Origin of the sequence: Chryseobacterium cheonjiense (assembly GCF_012927265.1) — a bacterium.
In the GTDB taxonomy this organism is placed as follows: Bacteria; Bacteroidota; Bacteroidia; order Flavobacteriales; family Weeksellaceae; genus Chryseobacterium; species Chryseobacterium cheonjiense.
The window spans coordinates 15,433-38,572 of the sequence record NZ_JABBGF010000002.1; the positions used below are offsets into that span (position 1 = coordinate 15,433).

At 36.1% G+C, this 23,140-nt stretch carries 18 protein-coding genes and 1 tRNA gene; 11 read left to right on the forward strand and 8 right to left on the reverse strand.

Annotated features, from left to right (window positions below):
* The first annotated feature begins 46 nt into the window (after positions 1-46).
* From HHL20_RS10545 to HHL20_RS10575, 8 genes are all read left to right on the forward strand, one after another.
* Positions 47-1,006, forward strand: a complete 960-nt coding sequence (locus HHL20_RS10545; RefSeq protein WP_169231179.1) for a DUF3810 domain-containing protein — start codon at positions 47-49, stop codon at positions 1,004-1,006.
* Between the two features lie 564 nt (positions 1,007-1,570).
* A complete protein-coding gene (locus HHL20_RS10550) occupies positions 1,571-3,076 on the forward strand; it encodes a vitamin K epoxide reductase family protein (RefSeq protein ID WP_169231180.1) in 1,506 nt (501 codons plus the stop codon).
* A gap of 99 nt (positions 3,077-3,175) precedes the next feature.
* Positions 3,176-3,373, forward strand: a complete 198-nt coding sequence (locus HHL20_RS10555; protein ID WP_169231181.1) for a bacteriocin-like protein — start codon at positions 3,176-3,178, stop codon at positions 3,371-3,373.
* Between the two features lie 73 nt (positions 3,374-3,446).
* Complete coding sequence (locus HHL20_RS10560; protein WP_169231182.1) at positions 3,447-5,639, forward strand: peptidase domain-containing ABC transporter; 2,193 nt, start codon at positions 3,447-3,449, stop codon at positions 5,637-5,639.
* 74 nt (positions 5,640-5,713) lie between these two features.
* The gene (locus tag HHL20_RS19790; RefSeq protein ID WP_449386645.1) at positions 5,714-5,896 is read left to right on the forward strand and encodes a bacteriocin-like protein; all 183 of its coding nucleotides are present in this window, start codon (positions 5,714-5,716) and stop codon (positions 5,894-5,896) included.
* A 135-nt stretch (positions 5,897-6,031) separates the two neighbouring features.
* Positions 6,032-6,235, forward strand: a complete 204-nt coding sequence (locus tag HHL20_RS10565; protein WP_169231183.1) for a bacteriocin-like protein — start codon at positions 6,032-6,034, stop codon at positions 6,233-6,235.
* Positions 6,236-6,292: 57 nt separating this feature from the next.
* Positions 6,293-7,591, forward strand: coding sequence for an HlyD family secretion protein (locus HHL20_RS10570; protein ID WP_228463177.1), 1,299 nt, complete (start codon positions 6,293-6,295; stop codon positions 7,589-7,591).
* Between the two features lie 300 nt (positions 7,592-7,891).
* Positions 7,892-14,524: a TcdA/TcdB pore-forming domain-containing protein gene (locus HHL20_RS10575; RefSeq protein ID WP_169231185.1), complete on the forward strand. Its 6,633-nt coding sequence runs from the start codon at positions 7,892-7,894 to the stop codon at positions 14,522-14,524.
* A gap of 410 nt (positions 14,525-14,934) precedes the next feature.
* On the opposite strand, the gene HHL20_RS10580 is transcribed toward HHL20_RS10575, so the two are convergent.
* The 7 genes from HHL20_RS10580 to greA form a co-directional block, all read right to left on the reverse strand.
* Positions 14,935-15,008, reverse strand: a tRNA-Met gene (locus tag HHL20_RS10580).
* Positions 15,009-15,052: 44 nt separating this feature from the next.
* Positions 15,053-16,339 (reverse strand): peroxiredoxin family protein, encoded by a 1,287-nt coding sequence (locus HHL20_RS10585; RefSeq protein WP_169231186.1) that lies wholly within the window; start codon positions 16,337-16,339, stop codon positions 15,053-15,055.
* Between the two features lie 60 nt (positions 16,340-16,399).
* On the reverse strand, positions 16,400-16,615 hold the full coding sequence (locus tag HHL20_RS10590) for a signal peptidase (RefSeq protein ID WP_169231187.1): 216 nt from the start codon (positions 16,613-16,615) through the stop codon (positions 16,400-16,402).
* Between the two features lie 5 nt (positions 16,616-16,620).
* A complete protein-coding gene (locus tag HHL20_RS19700; protein ID WP_169231188.1) occupies positions 16,621-18,579 on the reverse strand; it encodes a T9SS type A sorting domain-containing protein in 1,959 nt (652 codons plus the stop codon).
* Between the two features lie 68 nt (positions 18,580-18,647).
* A complete protein-coding gene (gene clpX / locus HHL20_RS10600) occupies positions 18,648-19,835 on the reverse strand; it encodes an ATP-dependent Clp protease ATP-binding subunit ClpX (protein WP_169231189.1) in 1,188 nt (395 codons plus the stop codon).
* A 62-nt stretch (positions 19,836-19,897) separates the two neighbouring features.
* Positions 19,898-20,287 (reverse strand): HIT family protein, encoded by a 390-nt coding sequence (locus tag HHL20_RS10605; protein ID WP_169231190.1) that lies wholly within the window; start codon positions 20,285-20,287, stop codon positions 19,898-19,900.
* A 33-nt stretch (positions 20,288-20,320) separates the two neighbouring features.
* Positions 20,321-20,791 (reverse strand): transcription elongation factor GreA, encoded by a 471-nt coding sequence (gene greA / locus HHL20_RS10610; RefSeq protein WP_169231191.1) that lies wholly within the window; start codon positions 20,789-20,791, stop codon positions 20,321-20,323.
* Positions 20,792-20,900: 109 nt separating this feature from the next.
* Here greA and HHL20_RS10615 point away from each other — a divergent pair, with 109 nt between their 5' ends.
* Genes HHL20_RS10615 through HHL20_RS10625 form a run of 3 tightly spaced genes read left to right on the forward strand, consistent with a single transcriptional unit; the run spans position 20,901 to position 22,515 of the window.
* Positions 20,901-21,353: a hypothetical protein gene (locus HHL20_RS10615; protein ID WP_169231192.1), complete on the forward strand. Its 453-nt coding sequence runs from the start codon at positions 20,901-20,903 to the stop codon at positions 21,351-21,353.
* On the forward strand, positions 21,353-21,802 hold the full coding sequence (gene dtd, locus HHL20_RS10620; protein ID WP_169231193.1) for a D-aminoacyl-tRNA deacylase: 450 nt from the start codon (positions 21,353-21,355) through the stop codon (positions 21,800-21,802). The genes HHL20_RS10615 and dtd overlap by 1 nt, the downstream gene beginning before the upstream one ends.
* A 29-nt stretch (positions 21,803-21,831) precedes the next feature.
* Positions 21,832-22,515: an FKBP-type peptidyl-prolyl cis-trans isomerase gene (locus tag HHL20_RS10625; RefSeq protein WP_169231194.1), complete on the forward strand. Its 684-nt coding sequence runs from the start codon at positions 21,832-21,834 to the stop codon at positions 22,513-22,515.
* Positions 22,516-22,589: 74 nt separating this feature from the next.
* Here the strand turns inward: HHL20_RS10625 and HHL20_RS10630 are convergent, their stop codons facing one another.
* Positions 22,590-23,102: a hypothetical protein gene (locus tag HHL20_RS10630; RefSeq protein ID WP_169231195.1), complete on the reverse strand. Its 513-nt coding sequence runs from the start codon at positions 23,100-23,102 to the stop codon at positions 22,590-22,592.
* Positions 23,103-23,140: the final 38 nt, after the last annotated feature.

Sequence of the window (23,140 nt, forward strand, 5' to 3'; positions counted from 1 at the left end):
ACTTGCCCAATTTGTTTTGTTTTATATATTATCGAAATCTCCTCTAATGATTTCTTTTTTTGAAAGCTTTTTTGAAATTCAAAAGAAATCGCATCAGCTTATTTTTTCTTGGCTTTCTTTTTCCTTTGGGGATGTGCTTTATATTTCTTTGGGAATATTTCTTATTTACCATATTGCCGGATGTTTCAGTAAAAAGAGAAGAAAAAGTTCATTATTAAAAATTCTTGCCTGCTTCAATGTTCTTTATTTTCTTTATCAGGTATTCTGGGGAATGCTCTACTTCCAGACTCCGATTATCAAAAAACTTTCCTCTCAGGAAGAACCTACTGTAGAAAAGGCTAAAATCTTAGCGCTAAAATATCTCAAAAGATGTAAAGAAACCAGAAAACTGGCCCAGGAAGATGCCAACGGGATTTTCATTATTAAAGATCTGAATGTTTTACAAACAGAAATTCTCAACAGGCAAAAAATGCTTCCTGAAAATATTTCTGGTAAAAGAGCTTCTGAAATTAATTCTTTTAAGCCAAGTCTTTTTAAAAATATCATGAGTTTTACCGGCATTCTGGGGTATTATAATCCCTTTACCGCCGAAGCGCAATTCAATTCCCAATTGCCAAACACATTAATTCCTTTTACTTCAGCTCATGAAAGCTCTCATCAGCTTGGCTTTGCAAGAGAACAGGAGGCTAATTTTATAGGCTACCTGATCGGTATTAATTCCAACAATACAGAACTTCGTTACAGTACAGAATATTTTACCCTAAAAAGCCTGTTGAATTATATTGTCGATAAAGATCCTGCGTTTGTAAAATCTGTACTTAACAACTATTCACCTGAAATGAAAAGAGACAGGGCTTACGAAAAGGCCTTTATCTTAAAACATCAGGGTTTACTTGATGATTTTTTCGGATTTACCAATAACCTTTTTCTAAAATCCAATCAGCAGGAAGGAGCAATTACCTACTCTTACTTCATCAACCTTCTTCTGAATTACGAAAAGATATAAAAACAAAAGAATCGTATCAGGCGATACGATTCTAAAAACACAAATGATGAAAAAAAATTTATTACCTTGACTTGTTCCCTCATTCAAGGCGTTGTAAAATTACAATATATTTTATAAATAAAAAAATATTTTCATATTTTTTTTCACAAATTTAGGACAATTAACAATTTTAAATTTATGTTAACATTTCTGATAATCTCAGTTTCTCTTTCAAACTTGCTATTATTACTCATTAACTGGTGATTATATCTAATCATTTTTTTTGGATATATTTATCATCATCTATAAGTAATTTTTTTTATAAGTTTTAAAGCGGGTATAAAAAAACATCCGTTAAGGATGTTCATTATTTATTTTTAAAATTTTCAAGTTCCTGTTTAAATTTTTTCTGTTGATGTATTTTCTGAGAAATATTTACAGACTTTTATAAAAAATAAATAATTATTTACTAGAATTTGCCCTATAATTATCAATAACTAAAAAAAACAAATATAAATCACGTTATTATGAGAAAAATATTTGTTTTTTTCAAACATCTGCTTATTTTAGTTGAAAAATATTAATATGCCATTGGACAAACTTATTAATTACCTTAAACTTGACAAACAGGAGTTTATGTTTCAGTTTAACTCTCACCCAAACTATCCTTCAGCGCTGGCTTTTAGTGATACCCTGAATTTTCTGGGAGTGAGAAACGATGCATATGAGCTTGATAAGGAATATTGGGATGAACTTCCGGAAGAATTTATTGCTATTGTTGACAATACATTTTCTTTAGTTAAAAAATCGGGAAGCCAATATTCAATTTATTCTGACAAAGCGAAGACCATAAACAAAGATGAACTTCACGAAAAATCTACGGATTTTGTACTGCTTTTTGAAAAAGATTCAACCGTAAGTAAATCATTTACCAGCTATAAGCCATTTTTATATCTTGTTTTTTCCATCATCTTACTCTATTCACTTCTTACGCTGACTTGGTATGAATCCCTGTTCAATATTCTCTCATTAGCCGGCGTCTATATTTCTCTTGAGATTTTTAATCAGAAATTTGGGAATAAGTCGGCAGTCATCGGCAGTATCTGTGGAGAAACAGCAGGAAACCAGAGTACAAGTTCCTGCAATAAAATTATTACCCAGGATAAAACCAGCATTATGGGATTGAAATTTTCTGATTTCTCATTGATTTATTTCATAGGAATTACTGTTTTAGGACTATTTTTACCCGCTACAGCCTTGGTCATCAAAGGTTTCGCATGGGCTTCATTAATTGCAATCGGTTATTCTTTATACGTTCAGGGATTTGTAGAGAAAGCATACTGCAGAGTTTGTCTTTTAATTATTTCGGTTTTACTGTTACAGCTTATCATCAGCATCTTTTTTTTCGGAAATGTTTTTTTTGACATAAAGACGGCGTTATTGAGCATCACTTTATGGAGTGTCGTGTTTTTTTCTATTCTATACCTTAATACCACTCTTGAAGAAAAGGAAAACCTTCAGAAGTCGAATGCAAAAAATTTAAGATTCAAAAGAAATTATGACTTATTTAAAAGAGAGCTCCTTGAAAATGAGAAAATAACTTTTACAGACAATCAAACGTTCCTTGTAGGAAATAAAGATGCAAAGATTAATCTGTCTATTATTTCAAATCCTTACTGCGGATTTTGTAAAGACGCCCATAAAATTGCGGAAAGCCTTCTTCAAAAATATCCGGATAATATTTCGGTTCAAATGAGATTTAACTATAGCCCGGATAAGCAGAATGAAAAATTCACAGATCTCATTTCCGATTTCATGCACACCTACAAAAACAAAACTTCCCAAGACTTTTTAAATCTTGTTGATTATTGGTTTAAAACAAAAGATGAAGCTAAAACAAGATTGAAAGCAGGAATTACCCCGACTAATGAAGACCTTTCTCCTATTATTAACATGTCAGCGGAAAATAGAAATGCCGGACTTAATTTTACACCGATTTTTCTAATCAATGGCTATCAGTTTCCTGATAAATACGAACGGGAAGATATTTATTATTTTATGGATGAGCTAACGGAAGATGATGATATTTGATAAAAATATCTTTCGTACTACAAAATTCACTAAATTAGGAAAAAAATTAAACAAGTCAGAAATATCAAAATTCCTAACAACAAATTAATTAATAATCCTATGAAAAATCTTAAAAAACTTTCAAGAGAACATTTAAAATCAGTAAAAGGAGGCATTACACCGGAATGTCTTGCGGCACAACAGAGCGCTATTGCCTGCTATTCTACTCTCGCAGCCTGTCAGGCAGATCCGAACTCCTATGATCCCACATTTGGAACTTCATTCTGCATGCATTTTTGCAACAGATACTGTTATTAAAAGTTAATCTTTTAAAAATTAAAATAGTTGTCGCCTCTACGGCGGCAACTTGTTACAATAAAAAAATACATCATTGAAATCTTTTCCTTTTTACCGTCAGCCGGATTCCAAAGACTGCGGTCCTACCTGCCTTCGTATTGTGAGTAAATACTACGGCAAAACTATTTCCTTACAGCAGATCCGTAACCTTTCCGAGACTACCCGGGAGGGAAGCAGCCTTCTGGGCCTGAGTGACGCTGCTGAAGATCTCGGATTCCGGTCATTGGGCGTGCAGATCGACTTCAATACTCTGGCTGAAGAAGTACCTTTCCCCTGCATTGCGCACTGGAACAAGAACCACTTTGTCGTTGTTTACAAAATTGATAAAAAAAACAAAGTATATATCTCAGATCCAAGCTACGGACTGATTACCTATTCAAGGGAAGAATTCATAAAGCTCTGGATCGGTGAAAACGCTAATGAAAACACAGAAGAAGGTATTGTTCTTATTGTAGAAACAACCCCGGCTTTCTTCCAGACCGAGTTTGATGATAAAGAAAGCAAAGCCAGCGTTTCTTTTCTTTCAAAATATCTTTTAAAATATAAATCTCTGGTTATCCAACTGGCTATAGGCCTTTCGGCTGGAAGTTTACTCTCACTTATTTTTCCTTTCCTTACTCAGAGTATTGTGGATGTCGGCATCCAGAATCAGGACCTGAATTTTATTTATCTTGTCCTGCTGGCCCAGATCATGCTCTTTATTGGAAGAATGGGAATTGAGGTAATCCGAAGCTGGATTTTGCTGCATCTTTCTGCAAGAATCAATATTTCAATTATCTCAGATTTCTTTATTAAACTGATGAAATTACCCATCAGCTTTTTTGATACGAGAATGACTGGAGACATCATGCAAAGAATCAATGATCATCACAGAATCGAGCAGTTGCTGACAAGTTCTTCGCTCAATACTTTGTTCTCACTGGTCAACCTTATTATTTTCAGCATTGTACTTTTATTTTACGATTACAGACTGTTTGCCGTATATCTGGTAGGAGCAGCAGCTTATATTGGGTGGATCAGTTTTTTCCTTAGTAAAAGAAAGGAGCTCGATTATAAAAGATTCTCCCAGGTTTCGGAAGAGCAGAGCAAAGTCATTGAACTTATCAACGGCATGCAGGAGATTAAAATGCATAATGCCGAAAAGCAAAAAAGGTGGGACTGGGAGTTTCTGCAGGTAAAGCTGTTTAAAATAAGGATAAAATCTTTATCCCTTGAGCAGTGGCAGTCCGTAGGTGGAAATTTCATCAACCAGATGAAAGATATCCTGGTAAGTTTTCTCTCTGCCAAACTGGTTCTCAGCGGTAATCTTACTTTGGGGATGATGCTTTCGGTACAATATATTATCGGGCAGCTTAACAGTCCTTTATTGCAATTAATTGATTTTATTAAACAATCTCAGGATGCCAAGATTTCTCTTGAAAGGCTGGGAGAAATTCACGATAAAGAGGATGAAGAAAATACAGAAGAGCAATATACCCACGATCTTCCACAGAAAGATATTGAGATTGAGAACCTCTCATTTCGGTATATCGGTTCAGAAGCTTATGTTTTTGAACATCTTAATTTAACGATTCCTTATCAGAAAACAACAGCCATTGTAGGAGCCAGCGGAAGCGGAAAAACCACACTACTGAAGCTTTTGATGAAATTTTACGAACCGAATGAGGGTGAAATACGGTTAGGCAATACCAAGCTAAAGAATGTATCTCCACGCTTCTGGAGAGATCATTGTGGAGTGGTAATGCAGGAAGGCTACGTTTTTAATGATACAATTGCCAATAATATTGCCGTTGGTGAAGATTACCCGGATAAGAAAAAACTTAGAAAAGCTGTAGAGATAGCTCATATAAAGGACTTTATTGAAGAGCTGCCTTTAAGCTACAACACTAAGATCGGAAATGAAGGACTTGGTGTAAGCGGTGGCCAAAAACAAAGGCTCTTCATTGCAAGGGCCGTATACAAATCACCGGAGTATATTTTCTTTGATGAGGCCACTTCTGCCCTTGATGCCAACAACGAGAAAGTAATTATGGAAAATCTTGAGCAGTTTTTTAAAGGAAAAACAGCAGTAGTAATTGCCCACAGGCTTTCCACTGTAAAGCACGCCGATAAAATCATTGTGCTGGACAAAGGCAAAGTAGTAGAAGAAGGAAACCATGCAGAGCTTGTTGCTTTGCGTGGTGAATATTACAGGCTCGTTAAAAATCAGCTTGAGCTTGGGAATTAAATATTATATTAAAAATCAAAAAATAGTGGAATCCGAAAAACTAATAGAGTAGGAAACAAATTAAACCAATCATTATGAAAAATTTAAAAAAATTAACGAGAAAGGATTTAAAAAACGTTAAAGGAAGCGGTCATGAGGACTGGCAATTGTATTGTGATCCAAATTATACCGGAAGTGGATCTCCAAAAGGTACATGTGTACCCGGTTATGTAATGTGTAACGACTGCTGCTACAAAGTTAACGAATCTTTTTGCTAACATTAAAAACCCAAGAGGCTATAAACAGTCTCTTGGGGATTTTATACAGCAAAATTATCTTAAGAAATAATAATACACCATAGAAGAAGTAAATCTAAGCATAGAGTTTATTAACCAATTCAAAATATATTCATTATGAAAAATTTACGAAAAATCGAAAGAAAAAATCTTAGAGAGATTCATGGAGCAGGTCCTATTCCTGTATTTCCATGTAACTGCTTCTGCTACATTAATAATGTAAAGCAGTGGAATGCCTGCAACCGGCTGTGTCCAGATGGGGACATTCCCGGAGTAGAACCCGGCAATAATCCGAAATGCGATTATACACTGCCATTATAACAGTATTTAAACACACTCAATAATCTTCTTATCTGAAGGTTATTGGGTTTTATGTATATGAAAAAAGACATTTTAGACAATATAGAACTACGCTCAGAAAGCGTTCAGGATATCCTAACCCAGCCCCCTCACTGGATGATTCGCTGGGGAAACACCATTATTTTTTTAATTCTTATCATGATTCTCATCATGAGCTATATGATACGGTATCCTGAATTTATTCCAGCTCCTATTGTGGTTACTTCACAGAATCCACCCGAGAAACTTGAAGCCCGCACCAACTCAAAAATCGAAAAGATCTTCATTAAAGACCATCAACATGTTAAAAAAAATGAAGTATTAATGGTCATGCAGTCAACGGCAAATTATAAGGACATACTTGAATTAAAAAAACTTATCGATTCTATTACTCCTGATCAGCTGGCTTCATTTCCGCTGAACAGAACTTCACATTTTAAGCTTGGGGAACTGCAGGGTGATTATAATAGTTTTGCAAAAGCTTTTCAGGATGAAGCACTTTTTACAAGGCTCCAGCCTTATGCCCCTGAAAATCTTGCGGCCAATCAGAGTCTCTCGGAATACAGGGTAAGAATTGCGACACTTAAGCAGCAGAAAAACCTCGAACAGGCAAAATATGAAATCACAAAAAAGAACTATCAACGCTCACAGGAATTATTTAATCAAGGGGTAATTGCTGCCGTAGAATTGGAAAATGAGAAAATAAAATTTCTCCAGGCGCAACAGAATCTGGAAAATATCAATATCTCTCTTTCCCAGATCGAAGAGGGAATTTCAAATGTTAATAAAACAAAAAGCGGAACGGTAATCAACACCGAGAAAGACAAAATCACCTATTCTTCCCAGACATTACAGCTTTTCGAACAGCTCAGAAAATCACTGAAGCAATGGGAACAGAACTATCTTATTATTTCCAATACGGATGGCGAAGCAAGCTTCCAGCAATTCTTCGGGGAAAACCAGTTTGTAAAGGCAGGAGACGCCATCTTATCTATTCTGCCGGACAATAAGGAAAAACTGGTGGGAAGGATGTCAGTTCCCGCCGCTAATTCAGGGAAGATAATCGCCGGGGAAAAAGTATTAATAAAACTAGACAATTACCGATATCAGGAATATGGCATTGTGGAAGGCAAAGTACAAAACATTTCCCTTTCTCCGGACAAGGACGGAAATTACTATGTAGATGTAACCCTTCCAAAAGGTCTGAAAACTTCCTACAATAAAACCCTGAAGTTCGACAAAGAGTTAAAAGGCAACGCAGAAATCGTAACCCAGGATCTCAGACTTATCGAAAGATTCTTCTACCAAATTAGGAAATTGCTGGGTTATCAGGCGTAGATAATATAAGGCAGAAGCATACATTTCAGCTTTTTTTAATACATTATTTCATTTAATAGTAATGTTCTGAAAACTGATATAGGATAGCAAATAAATATTTATTGAGCAGTGCATATTCTTGCACTGCTTTCTTTTTATAATCTTTGGTATTAGTCTGTATTGAACATAAGATTATTTCTATTTTGATCAAATACAAATTATTCCGGTTCTAATTTATTTAAAAAAGTACGACAATTTGTTAAGAAGTGGCAATTTATATTTGTCATAATACAATTTGCAAGACCAAATAAATAAATGAAAATGTCTAGAAAAATTCACATCATTGCGTATATAAAAGATGAATTAAGGCAGTTGGATTGGCTGAATGCTACAGATATGAACGGCGATGAAGCCGTAGAGTATTATTTACAAACCAGGGAAGGCAGGTTTTACAGGAAAGAGGATGTTATCGGATATTCTGAAAACAGGCTGGAGAACATAGATTCATTGGAATTGCATAAACTATTAAAAGATGTAGTGGAGATAACCATAACATCGGAGGGCAGTTTCGATGGGAACCTCATCTGTTTTAGTGGCACTTTTTATGGAATTCCGGAAAATAATCAACCAATATGGGACTTGGACGGAGCATCATTAGGCTCAATGTTGGGAAAGGCATTTCTTGAGGCTGGTAACTCACATGATACAGACCTTAGGATTCTAATAAATGCTACGGGGAGCGGTGTAAATAAAACCAATAAACCGCTGGAGGCACCAGGTGACAGTTTCATACAAAAAGTGGCAGAGGCATTCAAGTCCGGTTATGGTGGAAAACTTTCAGTAGAAGGCCGCGCAGGCCAAGTGGTTCACGATAATAACAGCCTATACTACGGAATGACCTTTCCGTATGATTTTTCGCTGATGCATGGACTCAATACTGCTGAGCTGAAGATTCTCAACGGGTATTTGAAGTACAGCTATACATTGGAAGAAGAATTAAGTGTGGAACTGATAAACGCCTGGCTGGTGGAATCTATGCTGTCAAGCATTGGGTTGACCATGCCTGAAATAGAAGGGATCCTGAAAAACAGAGAGGAGGCAGCCCGAAAAATAACGGTTGTATTACTTGAAAGTAAACGGATTTGCATGCATCCGAATTACATGCTGGCGCCGGTGGTTACTATAGAGAAGAAACAAGACAGAGGAATGCCAACCCAAGCTTCATGGGGTCATAATCAGGAATATCAGACAGATATGCATGGGGCATTGGGGGATATAGATATGGTTACGTTTGAAAAAGTAAACATAGCTAACGAGTTGAATAAGATTGGTGATGCAGTTAAGAAATTAGGAATACAAATTAATATCGGAAAAGTATTTACGGATTTTAGCGACAAAAAATATGCTAAAGCGGCAAACGGTATTAAAGAGATCGCCAACACCCTTTTTGACCAATATGAATATAGATTAGCTGTAGAATGTGATCGATTGCATCTAAAAATGCAAAATTTCGCAGCGTCACCAGGTGATAGTTTCAATTTTAATCAAGGGAAAAACTTTTTTGACCATATTGAAAAATCCTTCCCCCAGGAACATGAGGAAATGGTAGCGGGTATTTGTTCTGCACTTTCTAATTTATTTTCAGTATGCGAAAAAAAATCTGAAACTTTCTTAAAGTTAAAAAATATTATGGGAGTGTTGGACGATCGAAAATTTATAGGTCTTGACAACTATGAACACCTTAAACAAAATGTTCGAGAGATTGTACAAAAGTTGAAACAGTCTCAAGAAAACAACGCCACATTAACGGGTGATAAACATATTATTACCGACGGAACCGAAAAAAGTTTAACTAGGGAGAAGATGATTGAAAGATTTGCTAATGAATTTGAACGTATTCTTGGCAAAGACCACTATGATGAATATTACTACGTTTCGATAGGAATTGATTTAACACAAAGAATAGGGCACGCATTATCCTGCACTTTACATGAAGATCATAGCTTTACGGTATTTGATCCCAATTATGGATATATAAAGTGTATTAATAAAGAAGCCTTTAAAGAAATAATGGACAGCTTACTGGTGAGATATGAAGAATGTGATAGTCCTAGGGGGATGGAAAAAAATGTGCACATACGTTATTTTGGTCAACCTCTTGGGTACGATCTGGAAAAGGAAATTGAGACACTTATATATACATCATACGATGAAATTTTTAAAAATCTGACTCTAAAGTCTAAAATTTCTAAACATGATAAATATCTGGCAGGAAGTCCGCGAGAAGAAACCTGGAAAATACCAGGACAAGGAGATATAGGTTCTTTAGAAGGAAAGCCAATAGCCAGCCGGGAAGAAAAGCGGATCATCCTACAAATGCAAGGGGATGACATTAGTTTTCGAGCCACGAAGGACTTACTTATGAAAGACCCGCGTAACAGCAACTGGGTACAGTGCAAGGATGGGTTTGGAGGTGCGGTTATCACATTGGAAGACGATCAGTTAACGCCCAAAACCGGCTTTGCCTTGGAGGATGTAAAGCATATCAAGCTGGTATTAGTTGGGCATGGATCAGAGTTTGAGAACGAAACAACTTTAGGAAGTCTAACCGGTAAAGAAATTGGAGAGCGCCTAAGTAGATTATTCGAAAACAAAATCAACACCGGAAAACCCGAGAGCCTGAAAATAAGCCTCGTGGGCTGTAACCTTGGCGAAGAGGGAGCGAAAGGACTTCCAAAAGTAATAGCAGATCATGTGTTCGAGATAGGTAGAAAATTAGATATCAAGCCGGAGCAGATAGAAGTAACAGCACAGAAGTACCCTGTACGGGTGAACAGCGATGGACATAAAGAAGTATTAACCTACGCCGGTATATGGGTACTGTCGGAGGTAGAGCGGTTATTCGGAGATTATACCAAGGTAACTTACAGGGGAACTGATAACAGTATGGTAGAAGTGCCGCATTCTGAGACAAAGATATTGGATATATATTCAAAAATATTTAAGGCAACCTTGAGAGGAGATTTGCAGGATTATGAAATAGACGCCTTAAAAGCGCTGCAGGCAGACGTAGAGAAAAAAATTAATGAGATATATGATAAAGCGGTACCGAACATGGAAGAGGTACAAAGAGTATTTAGAAATAAAGCAGCAATAGCAAAGGTTATTGAGCAAGCAAATAAAGATGTGATAGCCATCAAACCGACTGATGAGTGGATTTTAGATTTACAGAGTATAAAAGAATTGGAAGGTGACAGGGTAAGAGTGAACTTTATCAATAAAGAAACCGGAGAGCGCACAAAAAACATAGAAACGGAGAGCGCAGCATTAAAGGAGCTAAAGAAATATACCGATGATACAATAAAGTATACAAGAGGGAATTTCAATTATGATGAGCATACGGGCGCTTTCAGTCCTAAACCAGGAACAGAAACCGTTGAGGTCGGAAATGAGTTCTTCAATGTATATTTTACGTTGTCGGGATTGCTAGGCTCTGCCAGAATCTTAAATTCAGGTGAGCTTAATCAACTGACTGTAGCCATGAAAGTTTCGTTGGTATCGCAGCTAACGCAAACCAGTCTTGGCACAGCAGATTTAGCGTTAAGAGCACTTAACTGGGCAGATAACCTGAATTCGGAAAGTCTGCTCGAGCCAATGAGCAGCTTTAGCAGGTTTGTAAGTGTCATCGCCCCGATATTCGACATCGTAAACATAACGACACTGGCTATATCATTAGCCCATGCAAGCCCGGAAGAGCAGGCACAGATCATTACAAATTTAGTCTTAGGAACTGTAGGCGGTGCGTTATCAGCGTTAGGCCTAATCACTACTGTATTAGATATATTTGACTTTGCCATGGAGTTTGTGGCATTGGCTTCAGAGTTTACCGGACCTATTGGATTTGCCTTAGCAATAGCAGCTGGCATAGCTGAATTTATCTTTAGTATTATTAATACCAGTAAAAAGTGTAAGGCCGATTACCAAAAATGGCAGGAGATAGACGTGAAGCATGGATTGTTTTTTGAATACGGAATTGGCGTAAAAAATTTAGCTAAAGGGGGATGGGATAAATTTATATACATTGACGACAGCAGTAAAAAGCAGTATATAAGAGAGGAGAATGAAGAAGGCCAAGATTTGATAAAGTTTTCGGATGATCTGGTGATAAAAGAGGTCGATTTTAATAAAAAACTGGCAGTAGTAGGTGATGTAAGATTAGATGACATAGGAGATAATGAGATACATGCATATGGAGAGCGGAAAAATGATTTTTCTTCTTGGCATTATACACCATTTTGCCCTTGGAATGAGATAGATGTATATGATAGCAGCGAGTGGAAACGAAAAATTGGAGGAATATCCTTTTATGATGCTTTTCTGCAAGGAAATTATACATACAGGATAGATCAAAAATATATAGATAACAAGAACGCAGTTTATGTGTTGCCGGGTAAGGCAGCGTTATACTTACACCAATGTTTTGGGTTTACATTTTACAATACAGGACAGCAGCACGACACGGAAGGAAAGGAACCTTCATTTGAACCATTCGAAATAGAAGAGGGCAAAAATATTGAGCAGGCAGTATTCAATAGGTATCATTACAGGTACAGGCCCCATGTGAAATACACTGGTTATAATGGAGGATTGGGAGCTACACAATACGTGTATGAGGATTATTCAGCAATCGTCACAGGCTTAGTACCCGAGTATATTCCCACAACAATTGATGTTAAGCTGGATGCACAACACCGGGTGTTAGCTGTTTCGCCACTTACAGTAGATGATGGCAGGTATCTATCCTATCAGTTTTGGGGTGGTGGAAGCAGTACCGTGGTATTACTAAGTGCCGCTAAAATCAAAATCCATCTTAACAAATCAAAAGATCCTAAACTATCAGAAAATGAAACATGGCTATTTGATTTAAGAAACCAGCCATCCTCTTTCGCAACGTTAGCAGAATATTTATGGGTTGAACAAGAAAATGTTGACTTTCTACCTGTAGCTGTGCATATCAACGGACAAGTCATTGTCTGCAAACAGCCTGATACAAAAATATCTTTTCAAAAGACTTTTTCAGATGAGGTTGTATCAAATGTCTTGTTTGAGGTGCATGTGGTTGACCCATTTAAGCACAACATCTTTCTAAGACATATAGAATTTAACAGGGAGTATATTGGTGAATGTGATTATACAAAAGAACAGGAGATAAACAGGGCGTTAGAGCTGATTAAACGAGTATTTACATTGGAGCACAGCTTATTGTTTATGTTTAATAACGAGATAGGATTACTATATGACGAAGGCTTATTACTGTGTTTAGAGGTCAGGCAGGATGTGCTGGAAGCAATCCACTATCTTAAGGAAATACAAACTGTTGTTGATAGCGCAACCTTTGATAGTTTATATACTTATTTACTTTCGGTGAGTGAATACCCTGAAATGGTAGAATACGCAATCCAGATGACCAGTCCTGATTTATATGATTTATATAAAAATAATGCAGAAGAAAGAGTGTACTATTACTATGAGTATGCTTCAGGTCGGGAATATAAGATGAAGGTAAGAGGATACGAAATAGGAATAGATAAAGTAAAAGGAAATCCAATAGCGATAATGAAAGGACGCTATAAAGGCGCAAAAGTGGAGGTTATTAGCGAGTTTCATATAGATAATCAGATAATGAGAGAAATGAATGTACTGGGTGGCAGTACACTTCTATTAAAAGAACTATATAACAATCCGGAATTATTATATGATATAATAAGAGAGGCGCAGATAAAAACAGAGTTTGATTTTGGAATTATAAGAATAAACGTAGAAGACATTGTGGGTCATTCCGGATATATAGAAATGCAGATGGTAAATCATATGTTTAACATTGTGCATAAAATTATAGAAGGCAGCATATTAGAGTATACAAAACATAACGATGACGAGGTCATAATAAGATATAAAATAGTTAGTGAACAATCAGGCACCAGGTTATTGTTTGATGCATTTGAGGTAAATGCTGAAGGAATACCAATATATGAGGTTGAATTACATAGATATTTATCGGCAGCAATAGAGCGGCTCAACTATGGCGACGAACACGCATTTATGAGCTTCGTGACAACAATAAGTGGTTATTTAAATGTTGCCACTAATACATCTAATCATATCAGTGAATTAATAAATAATATCAAAGACGATAATGAGGAAGGCTGGAAAGAAATAAGAGTGTCAATTAAAGCTACTGTATTCAAAAGACATGACGATATAGCTGATTTTAAAACAGATAAAGAGGAGATGTATTTAAGTTTTAATGATAATACCAAAGAGGTAAAATTAAATTCATTATACAGAAATTATGGGCGAAACGCTAGTAATAAGGGGTATGAGCATATGTATATGAAAATCGGTGGGCAATATGGAACCTATACCGATTATGCCCCATTAGACAACAGAGATATAGAAATAGCACCAGGCAGTTATTCCACATTAAATATCAGGAGAGTAAATTCCTTAGAAAGTAAGGTATATTTATTAAATAATGAGCGATATAAAGGAATTTCTGTAACGAGTGATAATACTTCGGATGTGGAAATAATTATACAAGGCAATGAACAATTCTATAGCATCAGTGGATTTAATTTATTTTTAGTTAGGCCAGGTGGTAAAGTGGCAATGCTGCCAGGAGTATTAAAACCTATGGATAAAAAAATTATTCTGAATGTAGATGGTCGTAAAAAGATTGATATCAGCGAAATCCATAAAAAGTTAAGGATGGTCGAATTTGACAGCAGGATTGTAAACGGAACATGTGAGATAGCTACAGCGGAATATGTGTTAGTAGTCAGCGAAAAAGGCGAGCGTATTGTCCTCAAGTTTGTAGACAGTATTGAAATAGACGAAAACAGCGATATCATATGGGAACCAAAGCCAAAAGTAATAAATTTATTGCCCCACTGACGAATACATTATTAATTTGAATTAACGGTAAAAAAATAGGACTTAAAAAAAAGGCTGTTAGCTCTAAAAAGATGAATAATCAAACCATTTGCAGCGAAAAAAGCTTGCATTTTAAATTTGAGTTTTTTCTATATTAATACAATTAAAATTAGTTGATATGATATGAATAATTGGAAAAAAGATATGCCTATTTAACAATAAAAAGAACTTAACTGATAAAGGACACTACATGAAAATGATAATGTAGAATATCTATAATTTTAAAATAAGATTATAAAATTTTTGATTTTGATATAAGAATAAATTGTTCAGGTTAGACATAGCAATTTTTCAAAAATTTAGGATTATGGGATTATAAAAGTAAAAATCCGTAAAATGTTTTTAATCAACATAATACGGATTTTTTATTGTAGCGAAGACGGGAATTGAACCCGTGACCTCAGGGTTATGAATCCTGCGCTCTAACCAACTGAGCTACCTCGCCGTTTTGGTGGTGCAAATATAGAAAATATTTACTTACCTCCAAAATTATTTTAATTTAAAATATTCCAAAACATCGCCTACATGCTCTGGTTTATTGATTATCTTATTGTTAGCATCTAAAATAAAATACGTTGGTGTAGCATGAACATTGTAGGTATCTGCATAACTGCTGTTCCATCCTCTTAATTCAGAATCATTCACCCATGGAAATGCACTTATCTTTTTAGTGTAAGAATCTTTGTCAACATCCAATGACAAGCCAATAACCTGGATATTTCTTGCTTTCAGATCATTGTATTTTGCCAATAGCTGCGGCAATTCACTTTCACAGTGAGAACAGGTCGATGACCAGAATACCACTACTTTTTTATCCGCTTTTATATCATGCAAAGTTTTAGCATTGGTATTAACGGGTGCCTGAAATACGTAATTAGGAAAAACAGCTCCAATCTCGACATTTGCATTAGATTTGAGGGTAGAAGCCAAACGGTCTGTTATAGTACACTTAAGATTTTTTGCAAGGCCAAGATATTTGTCTTTAAAATCCTGCATGTCGTACACATCAAAGATATCAATGAGCTCAGAAAGAACGGTTTGCCCTCTTGGAGTTTCTACTTTTAGCCTGTCCAGCAGTTTATCTACTGATGTACTCACATTGGTATTGCCTCCTGTATTAAGATATGAAACCAGGATGGGCCTTAATAAGGATGAAGCTTCAAGCATATCATTGGATTTATCAATAAAATTGATGATTTCGTCCTGACTTACCTTTTTAGAAGCATCATTAGAAAGGAATTTGCTGTAATTGGTATTGTAATAATAGATAAAAGGATGCTGAGCCTGGTCAATACCCCCGGAAGCTCCGCTAAGCCTGTTTATTTCAGTTCTAAGCGCCTTTCCGAAATCCGTATTATCTTTGTAATACTCCTTAATCTGTGATAGTGCCGGAAGTATAAGTTCCTTTTTTTGAGAACCTTCCTGCAGTTTACTCATGATATCGTTGGCTTCATCCAGATAAATGACATCTTTAATCTTATTACTTTGTGTCTCAAGCTTTACGCTCACATTTTTATTTTCTGAAATAAAATTAAATGTATTATTTGAATCAGGAAAATAAACTTTCATCATTCCCATATAGTTTTTGGGATACTTAAAGGTCCATGTATTATTTTTGCTTTTTTCTTTTGAAAAAATGATGTCTTTAGAACCATTTAAAGTATATAAAATAGCATTTTGCTCTTTGAACTCGGCAGGCGCCTGAATGCTAACGGTAAATTGAGCCTGTAATGAAAATGCAGCTATAACAGCTGGTAATGTAAAAATTTTTTTCATACGGTAAAAATAAAAAAACTCCCCGAGTAATCAGAGAGTTTAATAGTATTTTAATAAAAATTAAATTTTCTTAAGCATATATTTTTTGCTGAAAAAAAGTATTAAAATAATTGCAACAATAACCAGGATATATACATACATATCAACCGGTGAATCCGGAGCACCTGTTCCGTTCCCTTTGTTAGCATTACCACCTTCAGGACTAGGTGGCTGTGCATTTATCAAGAATGTGGAAAAGAGAAAAAAGGCTAACGCTAGTTTATTTATAGTTTTCATATATTCTATTTTAATATTTTTGCATTAACAATTTCTCCTTTATCAGAAACAACTTTTACAACATACGAGTTTTTAATTTTACCATCCAATTCGATAACAAAATCACGCGATGTATCTACTCCCTTTTTAGAGATTACCAATTTTCCACTCATATCGTAAACTTCAATATCTGCTTTCTTCCAGTTGGGATCAAACCTTACAAAATAATTTTCTATTGCCGGATTATAAATAACCAATGTTCTTACTGCTGTAGGTGTTTCGGTAGCTGCTAGTACAATATTACTAGGTTCTCCATAATATAGATCGTATTCATTACCTGCTACCGGAATAATATCACCCTGTTTAGCTTGTTGCACGGTTCCGTTTGGCGCTTTGTAGTAGAATCCAATCCCCGAAGACAGTGCATGAGTGCCATCCGCTATCGGTTCAGCATTTTCTTTAATCTCAAATTTATAAGACTTAACATTATCAGGATAATAATTAACAAGCTTTACATTTTTCCCTTTAAAATTGTTTTCATTCGCTTCATTAATATATAGCCAATAATTTAAGTAGTTATTATCATATCCACCGTTTATTGCTTCTTCAAAAGTTCCGATCATATTACTGCCAGCAGAAGCCTGAACTGTTGTGTCTATTGATGTCTGGTGACCTGTAACAGATGATGGAGATACTACATAATAGGTTCTGGATATTTCTTTACCATTAGCATCCAGCCCAATGATACCCAGCTGCTTCACCGTTCCGGTAGTATTTGTTTTAGCTGCTACAACACTATAATCGGTTGCTGCAGCTCTTACAGTTCCGCTAAATCTTCTAAGCGTATTAAAATCTAAAGTCTGGATTGTATTATCTCTGAGTTTCATTTTAAATGTCTGCATAGGCTTAATAATAAGCCCTACATCTCCTACCGGAATGCCCGTAGGGTGAAAGGTCTGTAACAAGGCACCTGTGGCATATGTTGCACCTGTAGGTAGGGTAACTATTGTTCCAGGATTGTATTCAATACCCCAAATGTTTGATACATTATTTCCGTCTGTTATACTTCCGTTCTCCACATACCCTATTCTGGATAAATCTAAATTGGTAAGAAATGGGTTTCCAAATTGGTAGTAATTTTTACCAAATGTTCCGGCCCATGGGCTGGTGGTAACCTCAAAATCATCCTCAACATAAGTGTTATATTTCTCATTATACACGTTCTTATTCGTACCATTAATTCCGAAGTTTACATTACCGCCATTCTGTAAAGTTACAGGGGCAGAAAGATTAGTATAGGGTTGTCCGTTAATTGTAAATACGGATCCTGTTGCAGTAGGTGCAATGGTTGTCAATGAAACCGGAGGAGCAGAAGTGTTCAAATCGTTATTTTTGGATTTTAACATATAATACTCTGTAGGATTATTTGTTACAGATGCAAGATTTGTAAAATGAATTGACACAGCATTTGTATTGTCCCATTTTAGAATCGGATTATCATATCTGCTGGTATTAAATGTTTTTCCAAATTCAGTTGATAAACTGCTTAAAGCCTTACCGGAAAACGGCATTGCAATTTGTTGAAAATAATTGGTACTGTTCCCATGCCTATCTGTGCGGAATTCTTTACTTACAATACCTGTAATATTTGATTGAGATAATCCATTAATGTAAAGCTGTCCATAAGTAGAAGAAGCATAGCTTCCTGGAGTATTAAGTCTGACAACGATGTTTCCACCGTCCGTTTTGTTGAAACCTCCTGTAGTGATTGTTTTAAACCCATCGCTAGATGAGCCTTCAATCATCATATTTCCGTGAAGATCTATTATGCCGGAACCTCGCGTCTGCAGTCCTCCGCCGGAGTATAACAGAGTGCCTTCACTCACGTACGTAGTAGCAGCATCATCTATGTGTACTAGAATATTCTGCGCCTGAACAGAATATATAGCTGCTAATAGACCAATAGCAAATAAATTTTTTCTCACTGTTGTAGTTATTTGTGTGTTAATACAACTGCAAAGTTATATTATTTTTAATAAAAAACAAAAATATTTTAATTTTTTACAAAAATGTTGTCTTCTGTTAGTATAATTTCTTTTTCTTCACCAATTGAAAACATGTAGTCCTCAAGAACTTTTTCGGTTGTTCCTCTCAACCCTCTTGCACCTAACCCTTTTTCGATAGTTTCTTCCACAATCTTTTCGATAGCGGCATCTGTAAAGGTAAGATCGGTACCATCCATTTTGAAAAGTTCTATAAACTGATTAACAATGGAATTTTTCGGTTCTTTCATAATCCTTACCATTGTTTCTTTTGTGAGCTTATCAAGATAAGTAATGATCGGGAATCTTCCCAAAAGCTCAGGAATTAATCCAAAAGAACGAAGGTCAATAGCATTAATGTTTGTTAAAACGTATTCATCTTCATTGGTGTTATTGATTTTTTCTGCACTGAAACCAATAGCCTGCTTATTCATTCTGCGTTCAATAATTTCTTTGATGCCATCAAATGCACCTCCCGCTATGAATAAGATATTCTGGGTATTTACCTGAATGTATTTCTGATCAGGATGCTTTCTTCCTCCCTGTGGCGGCACATTTACAATGCTGCCTTCAAGCAGTTTTAATAATCCCTGCTGAACGCCCTCTCCGGAAACGTCTCTTGTGATGCTCGGGTTATCAGATTTTCTTGCGATTTTATCTATTTCATCAATAAAAACAATTCCTCTCTCTGCTTTTTCTACATCATAATCTGCAACCATCAGAAGTCGGGAAAGAATACTTTCAACATCTTCACCTACATATCCTGCCTCCGTTAAAATGGTAGCATCAACAATACAGAAAGGAACGTTCAGTTCGCGTGCGATCGTTTTTGCCAGTAAGGTTTTTCCTGTTCCGGTTTCACCGATCATGATAATATTGGATTTCTCAAGCTCTACTTCACGATTTTCGTCCTGAGCATGAAGCAATCTTTTGTAATGATTATAAACGGCAATCGAAAGTTGCTTTTTGGCCTGATCCTGCCCGATAACATATTGATCCAAAAATCCTTTGATTTCTTTCGGCTTTTTAAGTTCTTCAATATTTTCAGCAGGAGAAAAGCCTGTTTTTACCGAACTGTCTTTCACAATGGCATGAGCCTGCTCGATACAGTTTTCACAAATAAAACCATTCTGACCGGAAATCAGCATCTGCACTTCATTTCTCTTTCTTCCGCAGAAAGAACATTGGTTTGAATTCATTATTATATATAGATATAAGTATAGATTAAAATAAACCCGTAAAAATTACGAGTTTACAGTTTTTAAGAATTGATAATAGAGTTCTGGATCTCAGTGTACTCCTCATTTGTTAATTTAAGTCTTTCATTTCTGAAATTCATATCTTCCACTTTATTAAGAGGAATCAGATGGATGTGGGCATGAGGTACTTCCAGTCCCACCACAGCGATCCCTACCCGTATGCAGGGAATTGCCGATTTTATTTTTTTAGCAACTTCCTGAGCAAATCCCCATAGATTTTTATATTCTTCACTTTCCAGATCAAAGATAAGGTCTACTTCTTTTTTAGGAACAACTAAAGCATGTCCTTTTACCAGAGGCATTGCATCCAGAAAAGCAATAAAGTTTTCATCTTCGGCAATTTTGTATGAGGGAATTTCGCCATTGATGATCTTTGTGAATATTGTGCTCATTTTCTAAAAGTTTACGTGTTAAAAATCGATAGATTAGAGGGTTATTTCTAATACTTCAAAAGAAAGTTTATTCCCATTAGGTAACGTGATATCCGCCGTTTCACCCACTGCTTTACCCAAAAGCCCTTTTGCAATTGGCGTATTTACAGAAATTTTGCCTGCTTTAAGATCACTTTCGTTATCAGGAACCAAAGTAAATACCTGTTCCTTATTGGTGGCGTTGTTCATTAATCTTACCGTTGTAAGGATAGAAACTTTTGAAGTATCCAGCTGACTTTCGTCTATGATCTTGGAAGTAGCAATAATATCTTTCAGCTTCGAAATTCTCATTTCAAGCATTCCCTGAGCTTCTTTAGCAGCATCGTATTCTGCATTTTCAGACAAATCTCCTTTATCTCTTGCTTCTGCAATCTGTTGGGTGATTTTTGGCCTTTCCACAGTTTCCAACTGTTCCAGCTCAGCTTTCATTTTGTCTAATCCCTCCTTTGTAACATAGCTTGCCATAATTTTCAAAATTTAGTTTTAGTATAAAAAAATAATCCGACATTTGCCGGACAATGTTTTCGAGTTGTAATCGTTTAATTTCTACAAATATATAAAAATTTAAATTGAAATGAAAAAAACTTTTTCAATATTATCCTTAATCACACTATTGATTTTCAGTAATTTAGCTATAAAATCATGTGGAAGTACCGAAGATACCGTAAGTTGCTTCCCGAATAATCCTATTAACGTCACGCTTAATCTCAATCTTCCCGCCTATTACCCGCTGAACCAGGTTGGAGGATGGGTATATATCAATGAACAACAATCCGGCACAAGAGGGCTCATTATCGTAAGAGCTTCCGATACAACATTTAAAGTATATGACCGCAATGCTCCGCATATCTGCCCCGACAGCAATACAACGCTGGAAGTTCAGGATAATATAAGAATTGTTTGCCCGAAAGACAATGCCCAATGGATTTTATTAACTGGGCAGCCTACTGCCGTAGCCAATGTGCAGCCTAAAACCTATCTTTACAATTATGATCCTGCCGGGAAAATTTTAAATATTACGTATTAATGAAAATCGTTATTCAAAGAGTTTCGGAATCCTATGTAAAAGTGGACGGAAGCATTGTAGGGGAAATCGGAAAAGGACTTATGCTTCTTATTGGCATTGATGAAAACGATACGGAAGCCGATGCAGACTGGCTCGTGCAGAAGATTCTTAATTTAAGGATTTTCGGGGATGATGAAGGAAAACTTAATCTTTCCGTTCAGGATATTAAAGGTGAAATTCTCTGCATCAGTCAATTCACCTTAATAGCCGATTACAAAAAAGGAAACCGCCCTTCTTTCATTAAAGCGGCAAAACCTGATCAAGCGATTCCGTTGTTTGATTATTTTAAAAAAGAAATCTCAAAATCCGGGCTGAAAACCGAGAGTGGCATCTTCGGTGCCGACATGAAAGTTTCGTTAATTAACGACGGACCCGTTACAATTGTGATGGATTCCGTTACAAAAGCTTAAATTCGCAGAAAATATATTTTACAATATCAATGAAAAAAACATTATTTACGTTAGTTCTTTTAACAGGAGCACCACTTGCATTCGCTCAGAAATCGTATACTGATGAGCAAAAAGCCTCTTATTATATCGGGCAGGACATTGCCGAAAACATGAAAAAACAAGGCTTCCCGGCAGATCCTGAATTACTGGCGCAGGGATTCAAAGATGCATTCGGAGAAAAGGCAAGCTTATTTCCTAAAGAAGAAATGGCTAGTTTCATGCAGAACTTTATGCAGAAGCAGAATGAAAAGAAGCAGGCTGAAGCCAAATTAAAAGCCGAAGAAAACAAAAAGAAGGGTGCAGAATTTTTAGCGAAAAACAAGCTGAACAAAAATATCAAAACTACGGCAAGCGGTTTACAATACGAAGTTCTGAAAGAGGGCGACGGAAAGACAAAACCAACCGCTACGAGCACTGCGAACGTAATGTATACCGGTAAACTGATGGACGGAACGGTATTCGATTCTACGGATAAAAACGGTGGAAAACCTGTCGAACTTAACATTTCAGGAGTAATTAAAGGATGGACGGAAGGAATTCAGCTGATGTCCAAAGGCGCAAAATACAGATTCTATATTCCCGCCGATCTTGCTTACGGAGATAATGGTGCCGGCGGCGTAATTCCTCCGGGAGCAACACTAATTTTCGATGTTGAGCTGGTAGATTTTAAATAATTATTTTCCACATACCATATAAAAACGTCTTTCATTGCTGAAAGACGTTTTTCTAATAAACTTTTATAAAAAAACTAATTCGCAGGGATACTGCTGAAATTAAGTGCTATTCTAAGGTTCATATCAGAACTGGTTTGATTTTTAAGTTCATACACCGTTCTTACGGTAACTCCTGTGCTTTTCACCACTTCATCAAGAAATCCTGAGTTTTCCAGATCAAGAGTAAGGCTTGAAGCATCTGTGGAAATATTTGTTCTTGAAGCGACAAGCCTCTCACCTGTTCCGCTGGAAGAAATATATACTTTAATCGATTTGAATGCGCTTAGATTTCCTCCTGATGGCGATACTACCGAAACTTTGGCATCGGAAATTCTTACGTCTTTAATTTTTGCATTGTTATTACCTCCGAACCAAGTCTGTACATTGGATGCTGTAGCGGTAGAAGAAACTTCTTTATCTGCAGGAACGCCGGTTGAAATCAAAACATTAGCTGTATAAGGAAATGTATTCTGAACCAACGACTGCACGGTGCCGCAGCTTACCAGAGCCGCTGAGGCAACTGCCGCTGTCAAAATGATATTTTTCATAATGATAAAATTTAAAGTGATGGTAGCAGAAATTATAC

What these genes read in the sequence shown, in the direction of transcription:
- HHL20_RS10545 (WP_169231179.1), top strand. Translation starts at nt 47, where the DNA reads ATGATTTCTTTTTTTGAAAGCTTTTTTGAAATTCAAAAGAAATCGCAT.
- HHL20_RS10550 (WP_169231180.1), top strand. Translation starts at nt 1,571, where the DNA reads ATGCCATTGGACAAACTTATTAATTACCTTAAACTTGACAAACAGGAG.
- HHL20_RS10555 (WP_169231181.1), top strand. Translation starts at nt 3,176, where the DNA reads ATGAAAAATCTTAAAAAACTTTCAAGAGAACATTTAAAATCAGTAAAA.
- HHL20_RS19790 (WP_449386645.1), top strand. Translation starts at nt 5,714, where the DNA reads ATGAAAAATTTAAAAAAATTAACGAGAAAGGATTTAAAAAACGTTAAA.
- HHL20_RS10565 (WP_169231183.1), top strand. Translation starts at nt 6,032, where the DNA reads ATGAAAAATTTACGAAAAATCGAAAGAAAAAATCTTAGAGAGATTCAT.
- HHL20_RS10570 (WP_228463177.1), top strand. Translation starts at nt 6,293, where the DNA reads ATGAAAAAAGACATTTTAGACAATATAGAACTACGCTCAGAAAGCGTT.
- HHL20_RS10575 (WP_169231185.1), top strand. Translation starts at nt 7,892, where the DNA reads ATGTCTAGAAAAATTCACATCATTGCGTATATAAAAGATGAATTAAGG.
- HHL20_RS10585 (WP_169231186.1), bottom strand. Translation starts at nt 16,339, where the DNA reads ATGAAAAAAATTTTTACATTACCAGCTGTTATAGCTGCATTTTCATTA.
- HHL20_RS10590 (WP_169231187.1), bottom strand. Translation starts at nt 16,615, where the DNA reads ATGAAAACTATAAATAAACTAGCGTTAGCCTTTTTTCTCTTTTCCACA.
- clpX (WP_169231189.1), bottom strand. Translation starts at nt 19,835, where the DNA reads ATGAATTCAAACCAATGTTCTTTCTGCGGAAGAAAGAGAAATGAAGTG.
- HHL20_RS10605 (WP_169231190.1), bottom strand. Translation starts at nt 20,287, where the DNA reads ATGAGCACAATATTCACAAAGATCATCAATGGCGAAATTCCCTCATAC.
- greA (WP_169231191.1), bottom strand. Translation starts at nt 20,791, where the DNA reads ATGGCAAGCTATGTTACAAAGGAGGGATTAGACAAAATGAAAGCTGAG.
- HHL20_RS10615 (WP_169231192.1), top strand. Translation starts at nt 20,901, where the DNA reads ATGAAAAAAACTTTTTCAATATTATCCTTAATCACACTATTGATTTTC.
- dtd (WP_169231193.1), top strand. Translation starts at nt 21,353, where the DNA reads ATGAAAATCGTTATTCAAAGAGTTTCGGAATCCTATGTAAAAGTGGAC.
- HHL20_RS10625 (WP_169231194.1), top strand. Translation starts at nt 21,832, where the DNA reads ATGAAAAAAACATTATTTACGTTAGTTCTTTTAACAGGAGCACCACTT.
- HHL20_RS10630 (WP_169231195.1), bottom strand. Translation starts at nt 23,102, where the DNA reads ATGAAAAATATCATTTTGACAGCGGCAGTTGCCTCAGCGGCTCTGGTA.